Origin of the sequence: Flavobacterium sp. CG_9.1, assembly GCF_015751645.1 — a bacterium.
Classification (GTDB): domain Bacteria; phylum Bacteroidota; class Bacteroidia; order Flavobacteriales; family Flavobacteriaceae; genus Flavobacterium; species Flavobacterium xanthum.
In genome coordinates this window covers 78,516-101,806 of record NZ_JADOVC010000009.1, presented here as the reverse complement: position 1 = coordinate 101,806, position 23,291 = coordinate 78,516, and the positions used below count along the sequence as shown (strand labels likewise).

At 35.8% G+C, this 23,291-nt stretch carries 15 protein-coding genes; 2 read left to right on the top strand and 13 right to left on the bottom strand.

What is annotated here, in order from left to right:
* Nucleotides 1–51: 51 nt before the first annotated feature.
* From IWX83_RS06910 to IWX83_RS06855, 12 genes are all read right to left on the bottom strand, one after another.
* Nucleotides 52–1,794, bottom strand: coding sequence for an APC family permease (locus IWX83_RS06910; RefSeq protein ID WP_196828593.1), 1,743 nt, complete (start codon nt 1,792–1,794; stop codon nt 52–54).
* Between the two features lie 513 nt (nt 1,795–2,307).
* On the bottom strand, nt 2,308–4,113 hold the full coding sequence (locus IWX83_RS06905) for an acyl-CoA dehydrogenase family protein (RefSeq protein ID WP_196828591.1): 1,806 nt from the start codon (nt 4,111–4,113) through the stop codon (nt 2,308–2,310).
* 68 nt (nt 4,114–4,181) lie between these two features.
* Complete coding sequence (locus tag IWX83_RS06900) at nt 4,182–5,363, bottom strand: acetyl-CoA C-acyltransferase (protein WP_066078483.1); 1,182 nt, start codon at nt 5,361–5,363, stop codon at nt 4,182–4,184.
* 94 nt (nt 5,364–5,457) lie between these two features.
* Entirely contained in the window at nt 5,458–7,848 is a 2,391-nt protein-coding gene (locus IWX83_RS06895; protein WP_196828589.1) for a 3-hydroxyacyl-CoA dehydrogenase/enoyl-CoA hydratase family protein, read from the bottom strand.
* Nucleotides 7,849–7,894: 46 nt separating this feature from the next.
* The gene (locus IWX83_RS06890; protein WP_073353370.1) at nt 7,895–8,404 is read right to left on the bottom strand and encodes a MarR family winged helix-turn-helix transcriptional regulator; all 510 of its coding nucleotides are present in this window, start codon (nt 8,402–8,404) and stop codon (nt 7,895–7,897) included.
* 629 nt (nt 8,405–9,033) lie between these two features.
* On the bottom strand, nt 9,034–10,086 hold the full coding sequence (locus tag IWX83_RS06885) for a proline iminopeptidase-family hydrolase (protein ID WP_196828587.1): 1,053 nt from the start codon (nt 10,084–10,086) through the stop codon (nt 9,034–9,036).
* 21 nt (nt 10,087–10,107) lie between these two features.
* Nucleotides 10,108–11,883, bottom strand: coding sequence for a long-chain fatty acid--CoA ligase (locus IWX83_RS06880; RefSeq protein ID WP_073353373.1), 1,776 nt, complete (start codon nt 11,881–11,883; stop codon nt 10,108–10,110).
* A gap of 216 nt (nt 11,884–12,099) precedes the next feature.
* Nucleotides 12,100–13,062, bottom strand: coding sequence for a sodium-dependent bicarbonate transport family permease (locus IWX83_RS06875; RefSeq protein WP_196828585.1), 963 nt, complete (start codon nt 13,060–13,062; stop codon nt 12,100–12,102).
* A 73-nt stretch (nt 13,063–13,135) separates the two neighbouring features.
* The gene (locus IWX83_RS06870) at nt 13,136–14,479 is read right to left on the bottom strand and encodes a dihydroorotase (RefSeq protein ID WP_196828583.1); all 1,344 of its coding nucleotides are present in this window, start codon (nt 14,477–14,479) and stop codon (nt 13,136–13,138) included.
* 3 nt (nt 14,480–14,482) lie between these two features.
* Nucleotides 14,483–15,439 (bottom strand): L-threonylcarbamoyladenylate synthase, encoded by a 957-nt coding sequence (locus IWX83_RS06865; RefSeq protein WP_196828581.1) that lies wholly within the window; start codon nt 15,437–15,439, stop codon nt 14,483–14,485.
* 6 nt (nt 15,440–15,445) lie between these two features.
* Nucleotides 15,446–16,282 (bottom strand): DUF6671 family protein, encoded by an 837-nt coding sequence (locus IWX83_RS06860; RefSeq protein ID WP_196828579.1) that lies wholly within the window; start codon nt 16,280–16,282, stop codon nt 15,446–15,448.
* Nucleotides 16,283–16,285: 3 nt separating this feature from the next.
* Nucleotides 16,286–16,561 carry a hypothetical protein gene (locus IWX83_RS06855; RefSeq protein WP_196828577.1) on the bottom strand — a complete coding sequence of 92 codons (276 nt, stop codon included), beginning with the start codon at nt 16,559–16,561 and terminating at the stop codon, nt 16,286–16,288.
* A 764-nt stretch (nt 16,562–17,325) separates the two neighbouring features.
* Here IWX83_RS06855 and IWX83_RS06850 point away from each other — a divergent pair.
* Nucleotides 17,326–18,249: a LysR family transcriptional regulator gene (locus IWX83_RS06850; protein ID WP_196828575.1), complete on the top strand. Its 924-nt coding sequence runs from the start codon at nt 17,326–17,328 to the stop codon at nt 18,247–18,249.
* Between the two features lie 158 nt (nt 18,250–18,407).
* Nucleotides 18,408–19,358, top strand: coding sequence for a nitronate monooxygenase family protein (locus IWX83_RS06845; RefSeq protein WP_073353387.1), 951 nt, complete (start codon nt 18,408–18,410; stop codon nt 19,356–19,358).
* Nucleotides 19,359–19,604: 246 nt separating this feature from the next.
* On the opposite strand, the gene purL is transcribed toward IWX83_RS06845, so the two are convergent.
* Nucleotides 19,605–23,288: a phosphoribosylformylglycinamidine synthase gene (purL, locus tag IWX83_RS06840; RefSeq protein WP_196828573.1), complete on the bottom strand. Its 3,684-nt coding sequence runs from the start codon at nt 23,286–23,288 to the stop codon at nt 19,605–19,607.
* Between the last annotated feature and the right edge of the window lie 3 nt (nt 23,289–23,291).

The following is a 23,291-nucleotide window of genomic DNA, read 5'->3' as shown; positions in this document are numbered from 1 at the left end:
TTGATAAATTTTTTATTTGCGAAAAAAATCATATTTCTATCTGTTTTTTCTCTACATAATTAGTCGTACACCACCCAGTTCTGAAATCCTATAAGAAAAACGATCTCCGGGAGAACCGATAAACATAAAGTTTTTTGGAATATCCCATTTCTTTGACAATTCTTCTATTATTTCAGGACCAAAAGTGCCTTTAATTTCTATGAATTCAATATCGATGTCTGGATAAGCCCGATCGAGGACTTCTAAATCTTTGATCAATAAATCATTTGATTCGCCTTCTTTCTTAATATTTACAATTTTTAATTTTTTAGTTGTTTCATTGACTTCTACATATTGCATTACCTTGTTTAGAATGGCAACGTCATCTCCTTTTGTGAAAAAAACGAATTCCTGGGAATTAATTTTGACATTTAATTTCACTAAATAACGATTGCTAAATAAAACTATTTTCCGCAGTGGTTTAGAGAAATATTCCAAAGCATCAATTAATAATTGTATTAAAATAGTCCGATTGAGCATGATGGCTATAAAAAGTAAAGCGGGTAAAAGATATTTTATAAAGGTATAGAAGGATTCAATATTCATATAGAGATTACCTGCAAAAGCTATAGCTATAAAAGTAATGGCGATCACAACTGAAATTCCCCTAGCTCTTTCCGGACGAGGCAATTTTTTACGTTTGATTTTTAATAGCAAATTTCCGATCCCAAAGAGGCCCATTACAGCCAAAAAAGAAAAAGTATATACGCCAGCTAACGAAACTAGATCGCCTTTAGTAACAAATAATACAGAAACACACAATACTAAAAAACTAATAATTATTCTATAATTAGAGCCGCGTTTGTTTTGTTTTAAAAAATAATTAGGCAAAATCCGGTCCAATGTCATACGGTTTAATAATCCTGAAACTCCAACAAATGAAGTTAATACGGCACCGCAAAGAACTAAAACCGCATCAACGGAAATTAGATAAGCTAACCAAGAACCGCCAGTAGTTTGCCCTAAATAGGCAAGAAGTGACTCTCGGTGATCTCCAACCTCTGCAAGAGGAATAATGCAAATAAGCAATAGTGCCAATACTGGATTAAAAAAGCTAACAATCGCCCACATGTTTCGCAATGTTTTTGGAAAAATACCATGCTCTTGTTCCTCTACAAAATTAGCTGAGCTTTCAAATCCTGAAATACCAAGCATCGCAGCTGAAAACCCTAAAAATAAGGCAGTAACGACACCCCCAGAAGATACTGGGACTTCCCAATTGATATAAAAAGTTTGGAAACCGTTATTCGAAATGAACCAAAGTGAAGCTAATACCAGTGTGCTTAGTGTAATTAAATGTATTATAAAAATAATTACAGCTACAAAAGCAGATTCGCCAATACCTAAAATAGCCAAACCTGTGAAAGCTACTAAGACAACAATTGTGGCTATCGTTACGTCAAATCCCGTAAAAATCCCATGCAAATAATGCATGCCTTCTGAAGCTGAAATCACGGCAGTAGCCATATAAGACAAGACGGTTAATGTTGCTGCAACAGAGGCTATTCTTTTAGTTGAAGTATTTAATAAAACATTATATGCACCACCGTTCAGCGGAATGGCACCTACTACTTCCCCGTATATTTTTCTGAACAAAAAAAGTACGATGGCAACTATTAACAATGAAATCCATGCAAATTGTCCAGCATACATAATAGTTAATGCAGAAACATACAAACAGGAGGAGCTAATATCATTTCCGCAAATTGCGGTAGCTTGTAACTCGTTTAATTTCTTGTGTAATTCTTTTTTCATTTTTAACTTAACAATTTTATTGCTTTTTTACGGTGCTAATTTTTGACACAGAAAAGATGAATAGCGTTTTAATAAATAATTTGTGACTAAAATTACTAACTTTTTTACTAAACTGAAAGTAATGAAACCACCAGTTTAATGGATATAAAAATAAGTAAGCTAATGAATACTTCAGTAGAGTTAAAAACCGAGTAAAAAAACAAAATGGCTTTTTACCTATTCAATTTTTGTGAAAAGTACAATTAATTTTTAAATATTTAGAGCCAATATAAAGGCAAGTTGTAGAAAATCATGGTTAATATAACGTCCTGTCATTTTACAGGATATTTAAGTGCGATAATAAAAAGGACTTAACCAACAATTTTTATACTACTTAGAAAGATTTATAATGCCCAACCAAGTTTAGTTGCTTAATGATCCTGAATTTAAGCAGTAGAGCAATAAAAAAAACCGCACTGTTTATAACAGTTGCGGTTTTCTAGACAAATAAAAATCCTAAAAATGATCTTTAAATTAGAAGCAATATGCGTTTTCTACTACTAACTTAGTAGTGATAGCTTCTCTTAATCCAACAATATTTGGCATATTGGTATATTTAGTAAAACGTCTTAAGCCCATTAGCATCATGCGTTGTTCATCACCTTCAGCAAAAGAGATTACACTTTCTTTTCCTTTTTGTGTCACAATGTCCACTGCTTTATAAAGGTATAATTTGGCCATAGCAATTTGCTCTTGTACTTTAGCTTCTCCTTCTTTTTTGGCTAATTTTTCAGTTCTAAGAATGGTACTTTCAGCCATATAAATTTCAATTAAGATGTCAGAAGCTGCCATCAATAGTTGTTGATGAGCATCTAAATCTGGTCCATATTTTTGAACTGCTCCACCAGCAACCATCAAGAATACTTTTTTCAATTTGGCAATCATTTCTTTTTCTTCTGCAAACAATTCAGAGTAATCAGGTGTCTCGAAAGAAGGAATTCCCATTAATTCTTCCGTTACTTTCATTGCAGGACCTAATAAATCGACGTGACCTTTCATTGCTTTTTTGATCAACATTCCTACAGATAGCATTCTGTTGATTTCGTTAGTACCTTCATAAATACGAGCGATACGAGCATCTCTCCAAGCACTTTCCATTGGAGTGTCTTCAGAGAATCCCATTCCACCAAAGATTTGAATACCTTCATCCGCGCAATTTTGAACATCTTCAGAAACCGCTACTTTCAATATAGAACATTCAATAGCATATTCTTCAACTCCTTTTAATTCCGCTTCTTGATGTGAAATTCCTTCCGCTTCCCGTGCTGAAATTCGATCTTCTACATCTTTCGCTGCGCGGTAAGAAGCACTCTCACCTGCATAACAACTAGTTGCCATTTCGGCTAATTTAGAACGGATAGCACCAAACTGAGAAATCGCAGTGTTGAATTGGATTCTTTCATTCGCATACTGCACAGAACCAGAAATCACTCTTCGCTGCGCATCTAAACAAGCCGCGGCTAATTTAATACGCCCTACGTTCAATGCATTCATTGCTATTTTAAAACCATTTCCTCTTTCAGATAACATGTTTTCAACGGGAACTTTCGTTTCGTTGAAAAAAACTTGTCTTGTAGAGGAAGCACGAATTCCTAATTTATGCTCTTCTTCACCCATAGAAATTCCGTTATCATTTGAGTTTTCTAGGATAAAACCAGTAATGTTTTTATCATCACCAATACGGGCAAAAACGATAAATAAGGAGCAAAAACCAGCGTTTGAAATCCACATTTTTTGTCCAGTGATTTTGTAATGTGTCCCATCTTCAGATAAAACTGCTTTCGTTTTTCCAGAATTGGCATCAGATCCAGCACCCGGTTCTGTCAAGCAATAAGCACCAAACCATTCGCCTGAAGCTAATTTAGGAACGTATTTTTGTTTTTGTTCTTCGGTTCCGTATAAAGTAATTGGCATTGTTCCAATTCCTGTATGCGCTCCAAAAGCAGTAGAGAATGATCCCGTTGCCCCAGAAATATAATCACAAACCAGCATCGTTGATACAAATCCCATTCCCAATCCACCGTAAGCTTCAGGAACAGCAACTCCTAAAAGACCTAAGTCTCCTGCTTTTTTCATACATTCTTCTGTATACGCATAATCCTTTTTCTCAAAACGATCTTTGTTTGCCCATAATTCTTTGTCTACGAACTCTTTTACGGAGTCCCGCATCATTAATTGTTCTTCTGTAAAATCTTCTGGAGTGAAGATGTCTTCGCACTTTGTTTCTTTAACCAAAAACTGACCGCCACGGGTTACGTTTTTTTCAATTGTATCTGCCATTTTTTTGTTTTTTTATATGTTTTTTTATTCATGATCTTCATCCTCAAAAAACGAATGATAATGTTGGACTATAAAAGCTCGTAAACCCCAGCACTACCTTGTCCTGTTCCCACACACATCGTAACAATACCATATTTGTTTCCACGACGTTTCATTTCGTCGAATAATTGAACTGATAATTTAGCTCCAGTACATCCCAGTGGGTGTCCCATTGCAATTGCACCACCATTAACGTTAATAATGTCAGGGTTTAAATTAAGTTCTCTTATTACTGCTAACGATTGTGAGGCAAAAGCTTCGTTTAATTCAATTAAGTCAATATCATTTATAGTTAATCCTGCTTGTTTCAATACTTTTGGTATTGCTTTTACAGGTCCTATTCCCATTATTCTAGGTTCAACACCAGCTGAAGCAAAGTTCACTAATCGTGCAATAGGTTCAAGATTAAGTTCTTTTACCATCTCTTCACTCATAACAAGCACAAAAGCAGCACCATCACTCATTTGTGAGGAGTTACCAGCTGTTACACTTCCGCCAGCTTCAAAAACCGGTCGTAAACCAGCCAGCGCTTCCTTTGAAGTTCCTGCTCTAGGTCCTTCATCTTTATTAACAATATAGGATTTAGTTTCTTTTTTTCCGTTTTCGTTGATAAACGTTTGTTCAACGGTAATAGGAACAATTTGTTTGTCAAATTTACCTTCGGCTTGTGCTTTCAAAGCTTTCATGTGAGAATGATAAGCAAATTCATCTTGGTCTTCTCTAGATACCTTAAACTGTTGTGCAACGGCTTCGGCTGTTAAACCCATTCCCCAGTAGTAGTCTTCGTTTCCTGCTTTTGCAACAGCATAATCCGGCGTGGGCTTGTACCCTCCCATCGGAATAAAACTCATGCTTTCAGCACCACCAGCAATAATACAATGTGCCATTCCTGATTGGATTTTTGCAGTTGCCATTCCAATAGTTTCCAATCCTGATGCACAATACCGGTTGACCGTTACACCTGGAACATCTTCAATTTTTAATCCCATCAAAGAGATCAAACGTCCTACATTAAGACCTTGTTCTGCTTCTGGCATGGCATTTCCTACCATTACATCATCAATACGCGTTTTATCAAAGTCTGGCAATTCATTCATCATAAATTGAATCGTTTCTGCTGCTAACTCATCGGGTCTTTTAAATCTAAAAACTCCCTTTGGTGCTTTACCTACCGCAGTACGATAAGCTTTAACTATATATGCTGTTTTCATATTTTTTATTTTTAAGAGTAGAGAAATTTGCAGAATAGAAAATAAACTTTGAACGATGTGTTGAATCTATCTTCTATCCTCTTTATTCTATTTTCTAATTACGAAGTGGTTTTCCTTTGGTTAACATAAATTGGATTCTTTCCAATGTTTTTCTTTCCGTACAAAGTGATAAAAATGCTTCTCTTTCAAGGTCTAATAAGTATTGTTCAGACACTAATGTAGGTTCTGATAAATCTCCACCAGCCATTACATAAGCTAATTTATTTGCTATTTTCTTATCATGTTCAGAGATGTATTTACCAGCTTCCATTTGGTCCGTTCCTACTAAGAACATTCCAAGAGCTTGTTTCCCTAATACTTTTACATCAGTTCTACGAATAGGTTGAGTATAACCAGCTTCGGCCATTAGTAAAGCATGTTTCTTTGCTTCAGCAATTTGACGGTCTTTGTTCACCACAATAATATCCTTACCATGTTGTAATAGTCCAGTGTCAAAAGCTTCATAACCTGAAGTGGATACTTTGGCCATGGCAATAGTCAAGAAATATTCTTGTAATACATTCAGCTCGACATCATTTTTATGGAATAAATCCGATGCACGCATTGCCAATTCTTTCGAACCACCACCGCCGGGGATTACCCCTACGCCAAATTCAACTAATCCCATATACGTTTCTGCGGCAGCAACTACTTTATCCGCATGTAAACTCATTTCGCAACCACCACCAAAAGTCATTCCGTGCGGTGCAACTACCACTGGGATCCCAGAGTAGCGTACGCGCATCATCGTGTCTTGAAACATTTTGATCGCCATGTTCAATTCGTCATATTCTTGCTCAACGGCCATCATGAATATCATTCCGATATTGGCACCCACAGAGAAATTCGCTGCTTGATTTCCAATAACCAATCCTTGGTATTCTTTTTCAGATAAGTCGATTGCTTTATTGATTGCGGCCAAAACATCGCCACCAATCGTATTCATTTTGGATTGGAACTCTAAATTCAAGATTCCGTCTCCTAAATCTTGTATAATCGCTCCGCTATTACTCCATACTTTTTTGCTTTCGCGAATGTTATTCAGGATTATAAAAGCATCCTGACCTGGCACTTTGTTTTGTGACTTCGTAGGGATATTATAGAAAAATGTAGCTCCTTCTTTTACAGAATAAAAACTAGAACTTCCAGAAGCTAGCATCTCAGTTACCCAAGCTGCTGGTTCGAGACCTTCTGCTTTCATGATTTCGATTCCTTTTTCAACACCGATAGCATCCCAAATTTCGAAAGGACCATTTTCCCATCCAAAACCGGCTTTCATTGCATCATCTATTTTGTATACTTCATCTGATATTTCAGGAATTCTATTCGAAACATAAGCAAACATTCCAGCAAAACTTTTTCTATAAAATTCTCCTGCTTTGTCTTTCCCTTTTACCAAAACCTTGAAACGATCAATAGGTTTATCTATCGTTTTTGTCAGTTCCAAAGTAGCGAAAGACGCTTTTTTAGCCGGACGGTATTCTAATGTATCTAAGTCTAAAGATAAAATATCTTTGTCTACTTTTTTGTAAAAACCTTGACCTGTTTTACTTCCTAACCATTTGTTCTCCATCATTTTGTTAACAAAATCTGGTAATTTAAACAAATCGTGTTGCTCGTCAGTAGGACAGTTTTCGTAAATTCCGTTGGCAACGTGTACCAAAGTGTCTAATCCAACTACGTCAACCGTTCTGAAAGTAGCCGATTTTGGTCGACCAATAACTGGACCAGTCAATTTATCTACTTCTTCAATCGTTAATCCCATTTCTTTTACCAAATGGAACAAACTTTGAATCCCGTAAATCCCGATTCGGTTTCCAATAAAGGCAGGAGTATCTTTGGCAACAACCGAAGTTTTTCCCAAAAAGCGAGAACCATAATCTGTAAGGAAATCCAAAACTTCCGTTGCTGTTCGTGGGCCAGGAATGATTTCGAATAATTTCAAATAACGCGCAGGATTAAAAAAGTGGGTCCCACAGAAGTGTTTTTGAAAATCTTCGCTTCGTCCTTCACTCATAAAGTGAATTGGAATTCCAGACGTATTTGAAGTTATTAAGGTTCCCGGTTTTCTGAATTTTTCAATCTGTTCAAAAACCATTTTCTTGATGTCCAAACGTTCTACTACAACTTCAATAATCCAATCCACAGTAGCAATTTTTGCCATGTCGTCAGTGGTATTTCCAGTTGTGATTCTGCTTGCAAATTGCTGACTGTAAATAGGAGAGGGCTTCGATTTAAGGGAATTGGCTAAATGCTCATTCACTAATCGGTTTCTTACTATTTTACTTTCTAGAGTGAGTCCTTTTTTAGCTTCTGCTTCCGTAAGTTCTCTTGGAACAATGTCCAATAGTAAAACTTCAACTCCAATGTTGGCAAAATGGCACGCAATTCCAGAACCCATAATTCCGGATCCTATCACTGCAACTTTTTTAATTGTGCGTTTCATACTTAGTTTATATTTGTTTTTTTGTTAGAAAAAGATAGCCTGAATTTTAAGAAGTACTGACAATCTTAGAGATTTCATTTTCTATCTTTTCAGATTGATCCGTCAGTTCGTTGACGCTCGTTCGATTAAAAATATTTTTGTCTAGAATTAATTCATTTATGATGTCAGCCACCTCTATAAAATGCATTAGTTTTTCTTCTGGAATAGATTGTTTGACCGCATCATTGAATTTCAACACGGTATTTTTTGATAATTCTCTTTTTTCTTTACCAAATTCGGTTAAGTAAATCAATACACCACGGCCATCTTCAGGATTTTTTTTCCGGATTATTAGGCCTTTTTCCTCCATGGATTTCAAGGTTCTGGTTAGGCTAGTGGCCTCCATTCCCATTTTTGGACCCAATGACGTGGAAGGCGTTCCTTTTTCCTTATCCATGCTTAATAAAGCAAACCCTGTAGCCATGGTTGCCCCATATTTAGAAGCTTCCTCGTTGTACATTCTGGAAACTGCTTGCCACGTGGCACGCAAAATATAATCTATTGTTTTATCTTTCATAAGTAACTATATCGTTTTCAAATATAATAAAAAATACTATGCACGCATAATATATTCAATTATTTTTTTGTTAAAAAGTATTAAATATAAAAAATCTCCGCTGAAATACAGGAGATTATGCTCGTTTTTAAGAAGATTTATTTTATTTGGGCGTATCCCTGCGGGTCGGGCTGTCCGTTGTATCTTTTATGAAGCCCAAAAAATTGGGTTTCATAAAAGGATGCCACTTCCATCCCTTACGCAAATCGAGTTACGAGGAAATTAAAACTATTATGGTATAATACTATATTATGGATTTGCGCTAGAACGGCTGTGTCGGGGACCAATAGTTTGGTTAAATCAATTACTGAAATGAGGAGAGAGGGTCAGTGGTTACCAAAATAAAGGATAGGTTCATATTTCGATAGTGCAGACTGCACTATGAAAATCAAGTATGATATAATAGTCTTTTAGTAGCATTTACTATTTTGGAATAAAAGTAATTACAGCCGCTAATTGTTTTTTTTATTCACAAAAGGAAAGTCTTTGTTATACAGCTCTTTCTCGGAAGGACTCTTATAACTGTTATCCAAGCATTTAAATAAGAAAACCATGAAGGCTATTCATGGTTTTCAATTTAAAATAGTCTTTTAAGATTTCTTAAACTCCCCATTATCCACATCTTTCAAGAATTTAATAACTCCTGGGAAATAGGTTTTTGGATCATCGTATTGAGAAAGATGACTTCCGTTAGGGCAGAACAAGAAACGTCCGTTTTGGACTTCATTGGCAATCCATTTCATGTGTTCGGGATCCATGGTGTCGTATTTAGAACCAATACTCAACGTAGGTACAGTAAGTGTTTTTAATCTCGCTTTGACATCCCAATTTTTAAGAGTCGCATTTCCAGTAATGCCAAATTCACTATGGCCCTGCATATACACATATACATTTGGATTAATGTGCTTGAAACATCGGGTTATGGATTCAGTCCATTGCGCTTGTGGCATTCTCAAAACATGTTCGGTGTAATAGTATTCAAAGAGTAATTCGCTGTATTTTGGATTATCAAAATCATTGTTTTTCTCCATATCCTGTAATTGTTTTAGGATTTTAGGATCCATTTGTGGAGCTAGAACATTTTTGGCGTACGCATTATATTCTGGAGCACTCGCCATCATATTCGAGATAATCAAGCCTTTCAAATTTTTTTGGTATTTCAACGCGTATTCCATAGCTAGAATGCCGCCCCAAGATTGTCCCATTAGGTAAAAATTAGAACTGTCTAATCCTAATGTGATGCGTACTTGCTCAACTTCCTCTACAAAACGTGCGTTAGTCCACAAACTGTTGTCATCAGGTTGATCGCTGTAATATGAACCGAGTTGGTCGTAATAAATGTATTCAATGCTTTCGTTAGGAAAATAGCCGTCGAAAGCTTCGTATAATTCATGAGTCAATCCAGGACCGCCGTGTAAAAGCAGCACTTTTATTTTTGGATTATTACCCACAGTTTTCGTCCAAACCTTAAAAGTCCCTTTTGGTGTTTTTATCGGGATCATTTTAATTCCACCTGTGAGTTGGTCGTCCCGTTTGGAGAAATCTAAATAATTTGCTTTTATAGAATCGTCCTTTGGCTTTTGCTGACAATTAGACAGGAACAGCATGCTTATTGCGGCGAAAAGTAGGACTTTTAGTTTCATAACAGAACGATTTTATGTGTCCTAGTTGTATATTTTGTGGAACAAATCGATGTATTTCTCCATTACAATTTTTCGTTTCAATTTTAGTGTTGGAGTCAATTGTCCGCCTTCTATAGACCATAAATCTGGAGTCAGTTCAAAACGTTTTATTTTTTCCCAATTCCCAAACTTTTCATTCAACTTATCCACTTCAAGTTGGATGCGCTCAATTACTTTTTCGTTTACAATTATTTCTTCATTGCTTTTTCCAATATTGATTCCGTGAATAACAGCCCATTCTTTGATAAAATCAAAACTAGGTTGAATAAATGCAGCGGGCATTTTTTGTCCATCACCAATCACCATGATTTGTTCAATAAAACGAGATTGCTTCATTGTATTTTCAATTAGTTGTGGCGCAATATATTTTCCTCCAGAAGTTTTGAACATTTCTTTTTTGCGATCCGTGATTTTTAAAAAACCATCTTGGTCAAATATTCCGATGTCTCCCGTGTGAAAATAACCATCTGTAATGACTTCATTAGTTAATTTTTCATCTTTAAAATAGCCCATCATAACGTTTGGACCTTTACAAAGAATTTCACCATCTTCCGCTATTAAGACTTCTACATTATCAATAACTTTCCCAACTGTTCCTACTCTAAAACCATGATTTCTTAGATCGTTAACGGAGATTACGGGAGAAGTTTCGGTCAAACCATATCCTTCCATAACTGGGATTTCAGCCGCAGCAAAAATACGTGCTAATCTGGGTTGTAATGCCGCGCTTCCAGAAACCATTAAATCAAGGTTTCCACCCAAGCCTTCTTTCCATTTACTAAAAATCAGTTTTCGTGCAATTTTGAGTTGGAACTCATACCACAACCCATTTTTACCATACGGCTCATAGATTAAACCTAAGTCAATCGCCCAAAAGAAGAGTTTCTTCTTGATGCCAGTTAATTCACCTCCTTTAGCATAAATTTTATCGTACACTTTTTCCAAAAGCCTAGGAACTGCCGTGATAACTGTTGGTTTTACTTCTTTTAAATTATCGCTAATCTTGTCAATTGATTCTCCAAAGTATACTGAAACGCCATAATATTGGTATAAGTATAAAATCATTCTCTCAAAAATATGACAAATAGGAAGGAAACTCAAAGCTCGACTTCTCCCTGCTTCAAATGGAATTCTAGTCGCACTATTCAAAACATTTGATACAATATTTTTATGAGAAAGCATGACTCCTTTGGGCCTACCTGTAGTTCCAGAGGTATAGATAATCGTTGCTAAATCTTCGGTTTTTACATTATTTTTTCGCTCTTCAACAGTATCTTGATTTCCGGTATCAACGCCTAGAATCAATAAATCATTCCAGTTTTTACACCCTTCAATTTCATTGAATGAGTAGACATCTTTTAGAGAAGGCACTTTGTCCTTAATCAAATTTACTTTTCGAAGTACTTCCGCATCTGACACGAAGCAATAAACAGCTTCGGAATGATTAAGGATATACTCATAATCTTCTTCAGAAATTGTTGGATAAATAGGAACGTTTTGGGCTCCTATTTGCAAAACGCCAATATCCATAATATTCCATTCCGTTCTATTATTAGAGGAGATGATTGCAATTTTATCATCCTTTTGCACTCCCATTCTTAATAGTGCTCGCGATACCGCATTGGCTTTGGCAATATATTCTTGTGTAGATGTTTTTATCCATTCACCATTCTGCTTGCTTACTAAAGCATCTGGAATAGAATTGTACTTTTCTTGCTGATAATAAGGGAAATCAAAGAGGCGAGTGATATTTGTCATTATAAAAATATTGGATTTAGATGCAAATTAAAAAAAAAATAAGGATAAATTTAGTAAATCAGAATTTATATCGCAAAACTTTCATGGATTATTGAAAATCAACGAAATCGTTTTCTTAGTTTTAGGCGTAATGAGTTGATTTTAAATGTAAAAACGTTTCGTATTCTAAAATTAGTAAAACATCATAACTTGAACAGTAATAGTACTATAAATGGTTTAAAAATTTTGGACGACAAGAAAATACAAAGGCAATCCGATCGTGATATTTATTGGAAAAGTTACCGCCAAGGCCATAGGTAAAAAGAGTCCAGGGTTTGCTTTAGGAACAGTAATTTTCATTGCGGCGGGAACAGCAATATACGAGGCACTTGCGGCAAGTACTGCAAAAATAAAGCGATTGGTTATGTCCGTTGTCACAAACGAACTTAGTACGGCAAATAGGCAGCCATTGAATAAAGGAATCAGAATCGCAAAAAGGAAAGGGAACCATCCAAAGGAAAAGAATGATTTGAGTTTTCGACCACTCGTTATTCCCATATCTAATAGAAATATAGCCAGAAATCCTTTAAATAGATCATTAGTAAAGGGTTCAATTCCTTGGGCTTGTTTTTCGCTAGCCAGGAAACCAATTACCAAACTACCAAGGATAAGCAGCACACTTCCGTTTGTTAAAGAATGTTTGATGACGGTACTTTTTTCGATTGTAGTTGTTTTATCTTTATTAAAAAAAGATATTAAAACGAGCCCTATAATGATGGCAGGGGATTCCATTAAAGCCATAATGGCAACCATGTGACCATGAAGCGTTAGCTGCTGGGACTCCAAAAACGAAACTGCCGTGACAAAAGTTACCGCACTAACGGAGCCATAAGCTGCAGCAATAGCACCAGAATCAAAGACACTCAATTTTCGTTTAAGAATAAAAAAAGTGTATAGCGGGATTGTGGAGGAGATAAAAATTCCAAACAGCATGGACCAAACAATTTCGCTCGTGAATACTTCATGTGACAATTCTTGACCCCCTTTAAACCCTATGGAAAAAAGTAGGTAAAGAGAAATAAATTTAGAGGAATTGGGAGGTATTTCCAAATCGCTTTTTAAATATACTGCTATGATTCCGAGTACAAAAAAGAGTAATGCTGGATTTGTTAGATTTTCAATTAATAAATTAAGGTTCATATTTTTTGATTCGTTGGATTTTGTTACTACTTTTAATTTTTATGGGTTTAATTCTACTTAGATATTTAAAACGCTATCTGATTTTAGAAAATTTTAATCTCATTCCAGTTTTCGATTCATTAAAGGCTCCATTATTAAATACAATTGTTCCGTTGACTATTGTTTTTATAATTTTACTTTTAAATGCTTGATCTTCAAAAGGCGACCACTTGCATTTGTAAAGAATATTATTGGGAGTTACTGTCCAAGGTTTATTGATGTCTACTAGAACTAAATCAGCAAAATAGCCCTCGCGAATGTATCCTCTTTCTTTAATTTTATAAATAAGAGCAACATTGTGGCACATTTTTTCTACAATTTTTTCCAAGCTAATCTTTCCTTGATGAAACAATTCAAGCATTACAGGCAAAGCGTGTTGCACTAATGGTCCTCCAGACATAGCCTCAAAATAGGTGCCTGACTTTTCTTTGAGAGTATGAGGTGCATGATCGGTTGCAATGATGTCTAACCTATTTTCTAATAGCGATTGTAAAAGACCATTTTTGTCTTGTTCTGTTTTTATAGCGGGATTCCATTTTATTTTAGAACCTAATTTTTGATAATCTTGATCTGAAAACCAAAGATGATGAATGCAGGCCTCCGCTGTGATTCGCTTCTCACTTATTGGGGTTGTATTGTCAAAGAAATTGGCTTCTGCCAAAGTAGAAATATGAAAGAAGTGCAGCCTATTGTTGTGTTTTCGGGCAATTTGCAATACTCGTTTTGTAGCGGTCACACACGCTTCCTCGCTTCTTATTTTGGGATGACAATCAAAAGGAATGTCTGCACCATATTGTTTCCGGTACCATTCTGTATTTCTTTTGATGATCGCGTCATCTTCACTATGCAGGGCAATAAGTGTCTCTGATCTTGAAAAGAGTTTTTCTAAAAAATCGGGATAATTTGCCAAAATGCCTTCATCATTATTAAAATAAAGTCCATCATCAGTAATACCGCAGACATTTTCAGTGTTCGTTTTCAGGGCTTCTTCTAAATTGTCTTTATTAATTCCCATAAAAAAGGAATAGTTGACTAAGGAAGTCTGAGAAGCAATAGTGTATTTATCTTCAAGTAATTGTTGGGTTAAAGTATTTGGTATCGTGTTTGGCATTTCCATATAAGAGGTAATGCCGCCCGCTGCAGCTGCTTTAGATTCTGAGTAAATCGTTGCTTTGCTGGTAAGCCCCGGTTCTCTAAAATGAACTTGATCATCAATGATACCTGGCAAAAGATACAAACCTTCTGCTTCTATGATATGTGCTTCATTATCTGTAATGTTATTTGATATGGTTTCGATACGCTCTCCAACAATTAAAACATCAGTAATTTTCATTAGACCTTCATTGACTACGGTCGCATTTTTGATTAAAATCCTCATTGGTTATCTGTTTTTGGAAGCTCTTTCCAATCGATCATTAATTGTTCTTCCTAGGCCATTATCAGGGAAGCGTTCGGCAAGGATAATGTCGATTTGCATGCTGTCTAATTCATGTAGTGAAGCATATAATTTTGAAGTTGCTTCTTGTAAATTGCCAGAAGGAGAAAGAATAATTTGGCATGCAACGTCTTGCTCTTTTTCCGGTTGTTTAAATAGCAATAATCCAATTTTTTTATTTGGAAACAACTTAACCTTTTCTAAAACATTGGTTGTTAAAAATAAAGTCGATTTTGGAGCATAATGTCTTGACAACATACCAGGTGCTTCAGGAGCGTTTTCGTCTTTATTCAAAAGAGATACTGGTCCTACAATTTTTTCAATTTCTTCTTTTGAGATGGCTCCCAAACGATAAATAATTATTTGATCGTCATGAAAGCCAACAATGGTTGACTCTATTCCCGCTTTACATACACCGCCATCTAAAACCATCGGCAGTTTGTCTCCAAAATAGTTCTCAACATGCTCCGCTGAAGTTGGACTAATAGAACTAAATGGGTTTGCGCTAGGTGCTGCCAAAGGAAAATCGAGTTGGTGCAAAAGGGATAATGCTACAGGATGATTTGGGATTCTAACGGCAACTGTTGGTTTTCCAGCAGTTATGCGATCTGGGACCGAAGCATGCTTTTTTAGTAAAAGGGTTAGTGGTCCAGGCCAAAATAGTTTGGCCAAAATTTTAGCAGATTCCGGTATTTCTATGGCTACTTTATTTAAATCCTCTATTTGTTTAATGTGTACAATCAAAGGATTAAACGACGGTCTTTGCTTAGTGCGATAAATGGTATCAATTGCTTTCTCACTATAAATATTTCCTGCTAAACCGTAAACCGTTTCTGTGGGAAAACCAATGATATCCTCCTTTTTTAAAAGTTCTACAGCGAGTTCAATAGCATTACTAATCATAATTTGTTAAGGGTTGCAAAAATCACAATACATGGGATCTTCAGTTAATTTTTTATTTGGAAATTTGTCTTCTTTGGTAAAAGAGCATTTCTGACAGGTGTAAATGTAGCTTAAAGTTGATCGAGTGGGACCGTGGCATAAATTGCAGGGTAAACCTGGTTTAGCATCGGTAATTCCAAATCCTGGTGTAAGGCACTCTGGACAACAAGATTGTATTTTTGTGATGAGTTTTTTGGTAGCCTTCTCAATCACTTTCATTCGGGTTGGGTTATACATTGCCCGCATGTCCGTTTCAACGTAGGCCATGCCAAATTGCTGTATGAATTTTTTAAAAATGATGTTCAGGGTGTCCCAATCTGAAATTCCTTTTTCAACTTCAGTACAATCATCCTTTGTTTTTTTTACAATTAAACCATGAGAAGGAAAATTTACTTTTTCAGCAAATTCCCTTAATTGTAACTCATTTTTAATCTCAGCACCATTAAAGTTCGTTTCTAGACTCAATTCTCGGGCGATAATTTCTATATTATTTTTTTTATCAAGGAGTAGTACTATTTCATCATTGGCGTGAGCAAAAAAAAGGGAGGGATGAGGTCCAAAGGAACCTTCGCTAGCGATTACCATGTCGCAATCTGTGAGAGCTAAGGCCATTAAACATTTATTTTTAAGTGTTGTAATTGGATCGTCCTTGCGTTCTATTTCGCCGGTGAATGTTCCAAGTACATCCGAATCAAATTCTGGAATAACAAAACAGTGGACGCCTAGTTCTTTTTCAAAAAGGGGAGCTATTACTTTTTCTTTCTCGTGCTTAGTGGCAATGAGTAACTTTCTTTCTGCGAACATGTGTTATTCAATTGTAATCATGATATCAGTATCTATTTTTATTTTTAGATTTTCTTTATTAGCGTAACTTATAATCTGATCAATAGTTGTTTTTGCTTCCGTTAGTTCTATTACTCTTTTTAAACCCGCTTCGTCAGCTTTACCTGATCGTATATCAGAACTAAAGTTTTTAAGATTATGAAAATTAATTTTTGTGTTTATCAGATTGAATAAAACTTCTTTGGCTTCTTCACTTGTGAATGGCCCTTTAGTCAATTGAATTTTTTGTATTTTTTCCATTTGTGAAAATTGGTTTGATAGTGTTACAGGTTGGTAAGCGAATAAGGTTTAATAGTGCAATTAAAATTACTGCGTAAGATAATTCGCTTAATATTAAATCGTCAAGCTGAATTGTGCTCAGTATAGCTATAATTAAAATCGCAGTCCAGAGCATTAGCGTCAAAAAAGATCGTGTTAGTTTCATGTTTTATCGTGGGATTTATTTGTTGTTAAAGGATAGAATTGATAATAAAATTACAGGGCAATAATAATTTTTGATTGGGAAAATTGCGTAGATAGTAAGTCGTCAATTAGTATGGTGATTACTAAAGCTGAAATTAAAACAGCAGTCCAGAGGATTATTTTAAAAGTTGGTTTTGTTAGTCTCATTTTTTATGTGGAATTAGCAGTACTACTATTTTTATTTTATGATTTGTAATTTTTAAGATTGTTATGCTTTTTGAAGTGGAATTACTTCGCTTAACTTCTAATTTCTCAAAAAGTTAAGCGAATGTCATAAGCATCTATATGCATCTTTAATATCCTATTATTTGGTTACTAATTCAAAATATTAGAAAAGTAAATGGTATAGAGCAAATTCCAAGCGCACGACTGTGTGCGGCAATTCCTGTTTTATCATTTTCTTGTTTTTTCATTTCATAAATACTCGTACTTAAACTCTGTTTTGTTTACTAAAAGAGGTGGTACTTATATAACAGCAAATTTCAGTGTTTTTATTTATAAATTTTTATTTATATTTGCAATAGTAATCATTAAATAAATTTATGAATTATACTTTACATCAGCTTCAGATATTTTTAAAGGTTGTCAAAACGCAGAGTGTCACAAAAGCGTCCGAAGAGTTGCACCTAACTCAACCTGCGGTATCTATTCAACTCAAAAATTTTCAAGATCAATTTGACATTCCCTTAACCGAAGTGGTAGGTAGAAGATTGTATGTTACCGATTTTGGAAACGAAATTGCTGAGGTAGCAGAAAAAATAATAAATCAAGTCGAGGCCATTAATTTTAAAACGATGGCGTACAAGGGGCAATTAACTGGACGATTAAAAATTTCTATTGTTTCGACAGGTAAATATATTATGCCGTTCTTCCTAGCAGATTTTATTAAAGAACATTCCGGCATCGAATTGCAAATGGACGTAACCAATAAAAGTGGAGTAATTAGTAGTTTGGAAAAAAACGAAGTGGATTTTGCCCTAGTGTCCGTTTTACCTACGACCTTAAATATTGAAAAATTAGATTTGCTTCAAAATAAATTATATTTGGTCAGTGACTCTAAAACAGACTTTAAAGACGCTACAGATCTAAATGAGATATTCAAAGAAATTCCGCTAATTTACAGGGAAAAAGGGTCTGGCACGCGCCAAACAATGGAACGTTTTATCGAGCGAAATGCTGTTATTATTCAAAAAAAAATGGAACTTACTTCTAATGAAGCAGTCAAGCAAGCGGTGATCGCAGGATTAGGATGTTCTATTATGCCTTTAATTGGAATCAAAAATGAGTTATCCAATCAGGAACTGCAAATTATTCCTTTTAAAGGGTTGCCAATTAAAACAACCTGGAGTTTAATATGGCTGAAAGGAAAAAAACATGGTCCAGTTGCTGCTGCGCTCTTGGATTATATGCATAAAGAAAAGGATAATATAGTTAAAGAAAAATTCAATTGGTATGAGAATTATTAAGTGTTTTTACTAGTATAAAATAGCTTCGAATCCTTTTTTAAAACAAGACCTATTTCATTTTTGTGCACTAGTATGTCCGTCATTGGAATGATATCATTATAAATAGTAGGCGTGCATAGTATGTTTACTTATATTTGTTTCAATTAAAACTTAATGTAATGATAAAGCCCACGTTAACCTCTCTTTTAAACATCGATAGACCGCTGATAATGGCGCCTATGTTTTTGGTTTCGAATACTAAAATGGTAATTGAAGGCATGAAAGTAGGTGTGGCAGGTTGCATACCAGCCTTAAACTACAGAACTTTAGAGGAATTACGCGCTTCAATTCTGGAGCTTAGAGCTGCTAAAGTTCCCGGAGGAAGTTTTGGATATAATTTGATTGTCAATAAATCAAATATAAAATACAAAGATCAATTAGCTGTTTTATGCGCCGAGAAAGTAGATTTTATTATCACTTCTTTAGGATCACCCGAAGAAACTATTAATGCCGCCCATAAAGTAGGAATAAAAGTTTTTTGTGACGTTACCGATTTGGCTTTCGCCAAAAAAGTTGAAAGTTTAGGTGCCGATGCTCTGATTGCAGTCAATAATTTGGCTGGAGGACATAGAGGGGATCATTCGCCAGAAGATTTAATAAAAGAGTTGAATGTGAACACAACATTGCCCGTTATTTCTGCAGGTGGCGTGAGTACTAAAGCGGATTTAGATACAATGTTAGGTTATGGTGCCGTTGGCGTATCTGTGGGTAGTCCATTTATAGCCTCAATCGAATCAGGCGTTTCTGAAGAGTACAAACAAGCTTGCGTCGATTATGGTGCTAAAGATATTGTTCTAACTGAGAAAATATCTGGTACGCCTTGCACAGTGATCAAAACACCTTACGTTCAAAAAGTAGGAACGAAGCAATCTTGGATTGAAAGAACTTTGAGCAAGAATAAAAGTCTGAAAAAATGGGTAAAAATGATTCGTTATCTTTTGGGATCAAATGCCGTTAGCAAAGCAGCTACCGAAGTGACTTACAAAACAGTTTGGGTGGCTGGTCCTACCATTGAAAACACGATTGCAATCCGACCTGTTTCCGCGATTGTTGATACATTGACGGTCTGATTTAGTGCGGTTTTATGGTTGTCCATTTTGAATTACAGGACTGCTTCGGACTTTTTTCCAAATTTCCCGAAACACAATTGCTATACTGAACGCCTAGTGTTGCAAAATACAACAGATCCTTTTCAAAACATATATGCGTTTCCTGTTTTTCAATGTGAGATTGTTTATCTCGCATTAAATATTTAAATAGTATCCCACAAAAAAAGCGCTCTCGAAAGAGAGCGCTTTTGGTATTTTAATAAAAAATTATTTCTGATCAATCCATTTCTTAGCATTGACAAAAGCTTCATGCCAAGGTGAAACTTCGTCGTTTCTATCCTTTGGATAATGTGCCCAATTCCATTGAAAAGTAGAACGCTCAATGTGTGGCATCATCACTAAATGACGGCCTGTTACATCGCAAAGCATTGCTACATCATAGTGAGATCCATTCGGATTTGCTGGATAGCCTTCGTAAGCATATTTCGCTACTATATTGTACTGTTCTTCGCCTAATGGTAATTCAAATTTACCTTCACCATGCGAAACCCAAACGCCTAATGTCGATCCAGCTAAGCTAGATAACATCACTGATTTGTTTTCTTGTACTGTTACGGAGGTAAATATACTTTCGTGTTTGTTACTATCGTTGTGCAACATTTTTGGCATTTGCTCGTGTTCTGAATGGATTAATTCTAATTCCACAAACAATTGACAGCCGTTACAAATCCCCACAGATAAAGTGTCTTCTCTTTTGAAAAAGTTTTTCAAGGCAGTATTTGCTTTTTCATTGTACTTGAAGGCTCCAGCCCAACCTTTAGCTGAACCTAAAACATCAGAGTTAGAGAATCCTCCCACAGCTCCAATGAATTGAATGTCTTCTAAGTTTTCACGTCCTGAAATCAAATCAGTCATGTGAATGTCTTTGACATCAAAACCAGCCAAGTACATTGCATTTGCCATTTCACGCTCAGAATTACTTCCTTTTTCACGAATAATAGCTGCTTTAGGCTTCTCGACTGCGCTCGAAGTGACAGGTAACTTACCAGTAAAGTGTTTAGGGAATGTAAACTGTAATGGTTGGTTTTTATAGTTATCGAAACGCTCTTGAGCCATTCCGTTTTTAGATTGTTTTTGGTCTAATAAAAAGGAAGTTTTAAACCAAATATCTCTGTATTTTACTATATCCAATTGGTAAGATCCAAGATCCAGAGTAGCATTGGTTGTAGCATTTCCTAATTTGTAGAAAGCAACTCCATTAGCGTTTAATTTAGCTTCAATAGTAGAATCAGCTTTCGCTTGGAAAACGATTCCGATATTCTCAGCAAATAAATATTTAACACTATCTTTTTCTTCAAAAACAGAGCAATCTATTTTTGCACCTAAATTCACATCGGCAAAACACATTTCCAATAATGTAGTAATCAAACCACCACTTCCTACATCATGTCCTGCAAGAATTTGATTTTCTAAAATTAACTCTTGGATGGTGTTGAATGCATTTTTAAAGAAAGCCGAATCTTTGATTGTTGGTGTTTCATTTCCTATAGCGTTCAAGGTTTGTGCAAAGGAAGAACCTCCTAATTTGAAATCGTCTTGCGATAAATTGATATAATAAATAGAACCGCCGTCTTTTTGAAGAACGGGCTCTACTACTTTTCTAATATCGATACAGTTCCCACCTGCCGAAATAATTACCGTTCCCGGTGCAATTACTTCGTCATTTGGATATTTTTGTTTCATCGAAAGTGAATCTTTTCCCGTCGGAATATTGATTCCCAATTGTATTGCAAAGTCCGAACAACCCTCTACAGCTGCATACAAACGAGCATCTTCACCTTCATTTTTACAAGCCCACATCCAGTTAGCCGAAAGGGAAATACCGTCCAAGCCTCCTTTAATTGGTGCCCAAACAATATTTGATAATGATTCGGCAATTGCATTTCTACTTCCTGCAATAGGATCAATCAAGGCTGAAATAGGAGCGTGACCTATAGAAGTCGCGATGCCTTCAATTCCTTGATAATCTAAAGCCATTACACCACAATTGTTCAAAGGCAATTGTAAGGGTCCAGCTGTTTGTTGTTTGGCTACTTTACCACCTACGCAACGGTCCACTTTATTGGTCAACCAGTCTTTACAAGCTACGGCTTCCAGTTGTAAAACTTGCTCTAAATAGGTAGAAATATTTTTGACATCATATTCTAAAGCGGGATAATTGTAAGCAATTGTTTTATCATTCATTACCGTTTTTGGAGAACTTCCAAAGAAATCTTCCAAAGCATAATCCATCGGTTTAGCACCTGTTGATTTAGATTCAAACGTAAAACGATGGTCGCCTGTTACGTCACCTACTTGGTACATAGGAGAACGCTCTCTGTCCGCCACTCTTTGTAACAAAGCAATATCTTTTTGACCAATAACTAATCCCATTCTTTCTTGAGATTCGTTACCGATGATTTCTTTTGCCGAAAGGGTAGGGTCGCCTACAGGCAATTTATCTAAATCGATTAATCCACCGGTTTCTTCCACTAATTCCGACAGACAGTTTAAATGTCCACCAGCGCCGTGATCGTGAATGGAAACAATTGGGTTATGGTCACTTTCTACCAAACCACGAATGGCATTAGCAGCGCGTTTTTGCATTTCTGGGTTCGAACGCTGAATCGCATTCAACTCAATTCCGGAACCAAAAGCGCCAGTATCCGCAGAGGAAACCGCAGCACCACCCATTCCAATTCTATAATTTTCTCCACCTAGAATAACGATTTTATCGCCTTCTTGTGGTTTTTTCTTAATGGCTTGGTCTAATTTTCCGTATCCAATTCCTCCCGCTTGCATGATTACTTTATCGTATCCAATTTTGCGATTGTTTTCTTGATGTTCGAAAGTTAAAACAGAACCTGTAATAAGTGGTTGTCCAAATTTGTTTCCAAAATCAGAAGCTCCATTTGAAGCTTTGATCAAAATGTCCATTGGCGTTTGATACAGCCATTTTCTTTCTTCCATTCCTTGCTCCCAAGGTTTGCCTTGAAAAGCTTCTTGATCTTCTAATCGAGAATACGAAGTCATGTAAACTGCAGTTCCAGCTAATGGTAATGAACCTTGTCCACCTGCTAAACGATCGCGAATTTCTCCTCCGGAACCAGTTGCAGCGCCATTGAACGGCTCAACGGTGGTTGGAAAATTATGTGTTTCTGCTTTTAACGAAATAACCGAATCAAATTCTTTTATTTCATAAAAGTCAGCTTTATCAGCTGATTTTGGAGCAAATTGTTGCACTCTTGGCCCTTTTACAAAAGCCACATTATCTTTGTATGCCGAAACAATATCGTTTGGGTTTTCTTGAGATGTTTTTTTGATTAATTTGAAAAGAGATGTTTCCTTTTCTTCGCCATCAATCACAAATGTTCCGTTAAAAATTTTATGACGACAGTGTTCTGAATTGGCTTGTGAGAAACCGAAAATCTCAGAATCAGTTAGTTTTCTTTTTAATTTTATAGCTAAATTATCTAGGTATTCTACTTCCTCAAGACTTAATGCCAAGCCTTCTTTTTTGTTGTAGCTATCAATATCTTCAATATTCAGAATAGGTTCCGGTTGCACGCGGATAGTGAAAATTTCCTGATTTAATTCTGTATATTTTTGGGAAAGCATCGGGTCAAAATCCGCAAAATCTTCCGTCACTTTGTGAAATTCTTCGATTCGAATGATTCCAGTGATACCCATGTTTTGGGTTATTTCAACGGCATTGGTACTCCAAGGCGTTATCATTGTGGCCCGAGGACCAACAAAAAAATCCGTCAATACGGATTTTTCTATTTTATTGGAGTTGGCAAAAAGCCAGTTTAATTTTGAAATGTCTTGAGCCGATATCTCGTCTGCGCTCGATATGTTTTGCATGTGTACGGCAAAAACAGTTTTGCTTTGGTTTTCAAAGAAATGGATCATTGT

Excerpts from the sequence above, each read along its gene's own strand:
- IWX83_RS06910 (WP_196828593.1), bottom strand. The coding sequence starts at position 1,794 with ATGAAAAAAGAATTACACAAGAAATTAAACGAGTTACAAGCTACCGCA.
- IWX83_RS06905 (WP_196828591.1), bottom strand. The coding sequence starts at position 4,113 with ATGGCAGATACAATTGAAAAAAACGTAACCCGTGGCGGTCAGTTTTTG.
- IWX83_RS06900 (WP_066078483.1), bottom strand. The coding sequence starts at position 5,363 with ATGAAAACAGCATATATAGTTAAAGCTTATCGTACTGCGGTAGGTAAA.
- IWX83_RS06895 (WP_196828589.1), bottom strand. The coding sequence starts at position 7,848 with ATGAAACGCACAATTAAAAAAGTTGCAGTGATAGGATCCGGAATTATG.
- IWX83_RS06890 (WP_073353370.1), bottom strand. The coding sequence starts at position 8,404 with ATGAAAGATAAAACAATAGATTATATTTTGCGTGCCACGTGGCAAGCA.
- IWX83_RS06885 (WP_196828587.1), bottom strand. The coding sequence starts at position 10,086 with ATGAAACTAAAAGTCCTACTTTTCGCCGCAATAAGCATGCTGTTCCTG.
- IWX83_RS06880 (WP_073353373.1), bottom strand. The coding sequence starts at position 11,883 with ATGACAAATATCACTCGCCTCTTTGATTTCCCTTATTATCAGCAAGAA.
- IWX83_RS06875 (WP_196828585.1), bottom strand. The coding sequence starts at position 13,062 with ATGAACCTTAATTTATTAATTGAAAATCTAACAAATCCAGCATTACTC.
- IWX83_RS06870 (WP_196828583.1), bottom strand. The coding sequence starts at position 14,479 with ATGAGGATTTTAATCAAAAATGCGACCGTAGTCAATGAAGGTCTAATG.
- IWX83_RS06865 (WP_196828581.1), bottom strand. The coding sequence starts at position 15,439 with ATGATTAGTAATGCTATTGAACTCGCTGTAGAACTTTTAAAAAAGGAG.
- IWX83_RS06860 (WP_196828579.1), bottom strand. The coding sequence starts at position 16,282 with ATGTTCGCAGAAAGAAAGTTACTCATTGCCACTAAGCACGAGAAAGAA.
- IWX83_RS06855 (WP_196828577.1), bottom strand. The coding sequence starts at position 16,561 with ATGGAAAAAATACAAAAAATTCAATTGACTAAAGGGCCATTCACAAGT.
- IWX83_RS06850 (WP_196828575.1), top strand. The coding sequence starts at position 17,326 with ATGAATTATACTTTACATCAGCTTCAGATATTTTTAAAGGTTGTCAAA.
- IWX83_RS06845 (WP_073353387.1), top strand. The coding sequence starts at position 18,408 with ATGATAAAGCCCACGTTAACCTCTCTTTTAAACATCGATAGACCGCTG.
- purL (WP_196828573.1), bottom strand. The coding sequence starts at position 23,288 with ATGATCCATTTCTTTGAAAACCAAAGCAAAACTGTTTTTGCCGTACAC.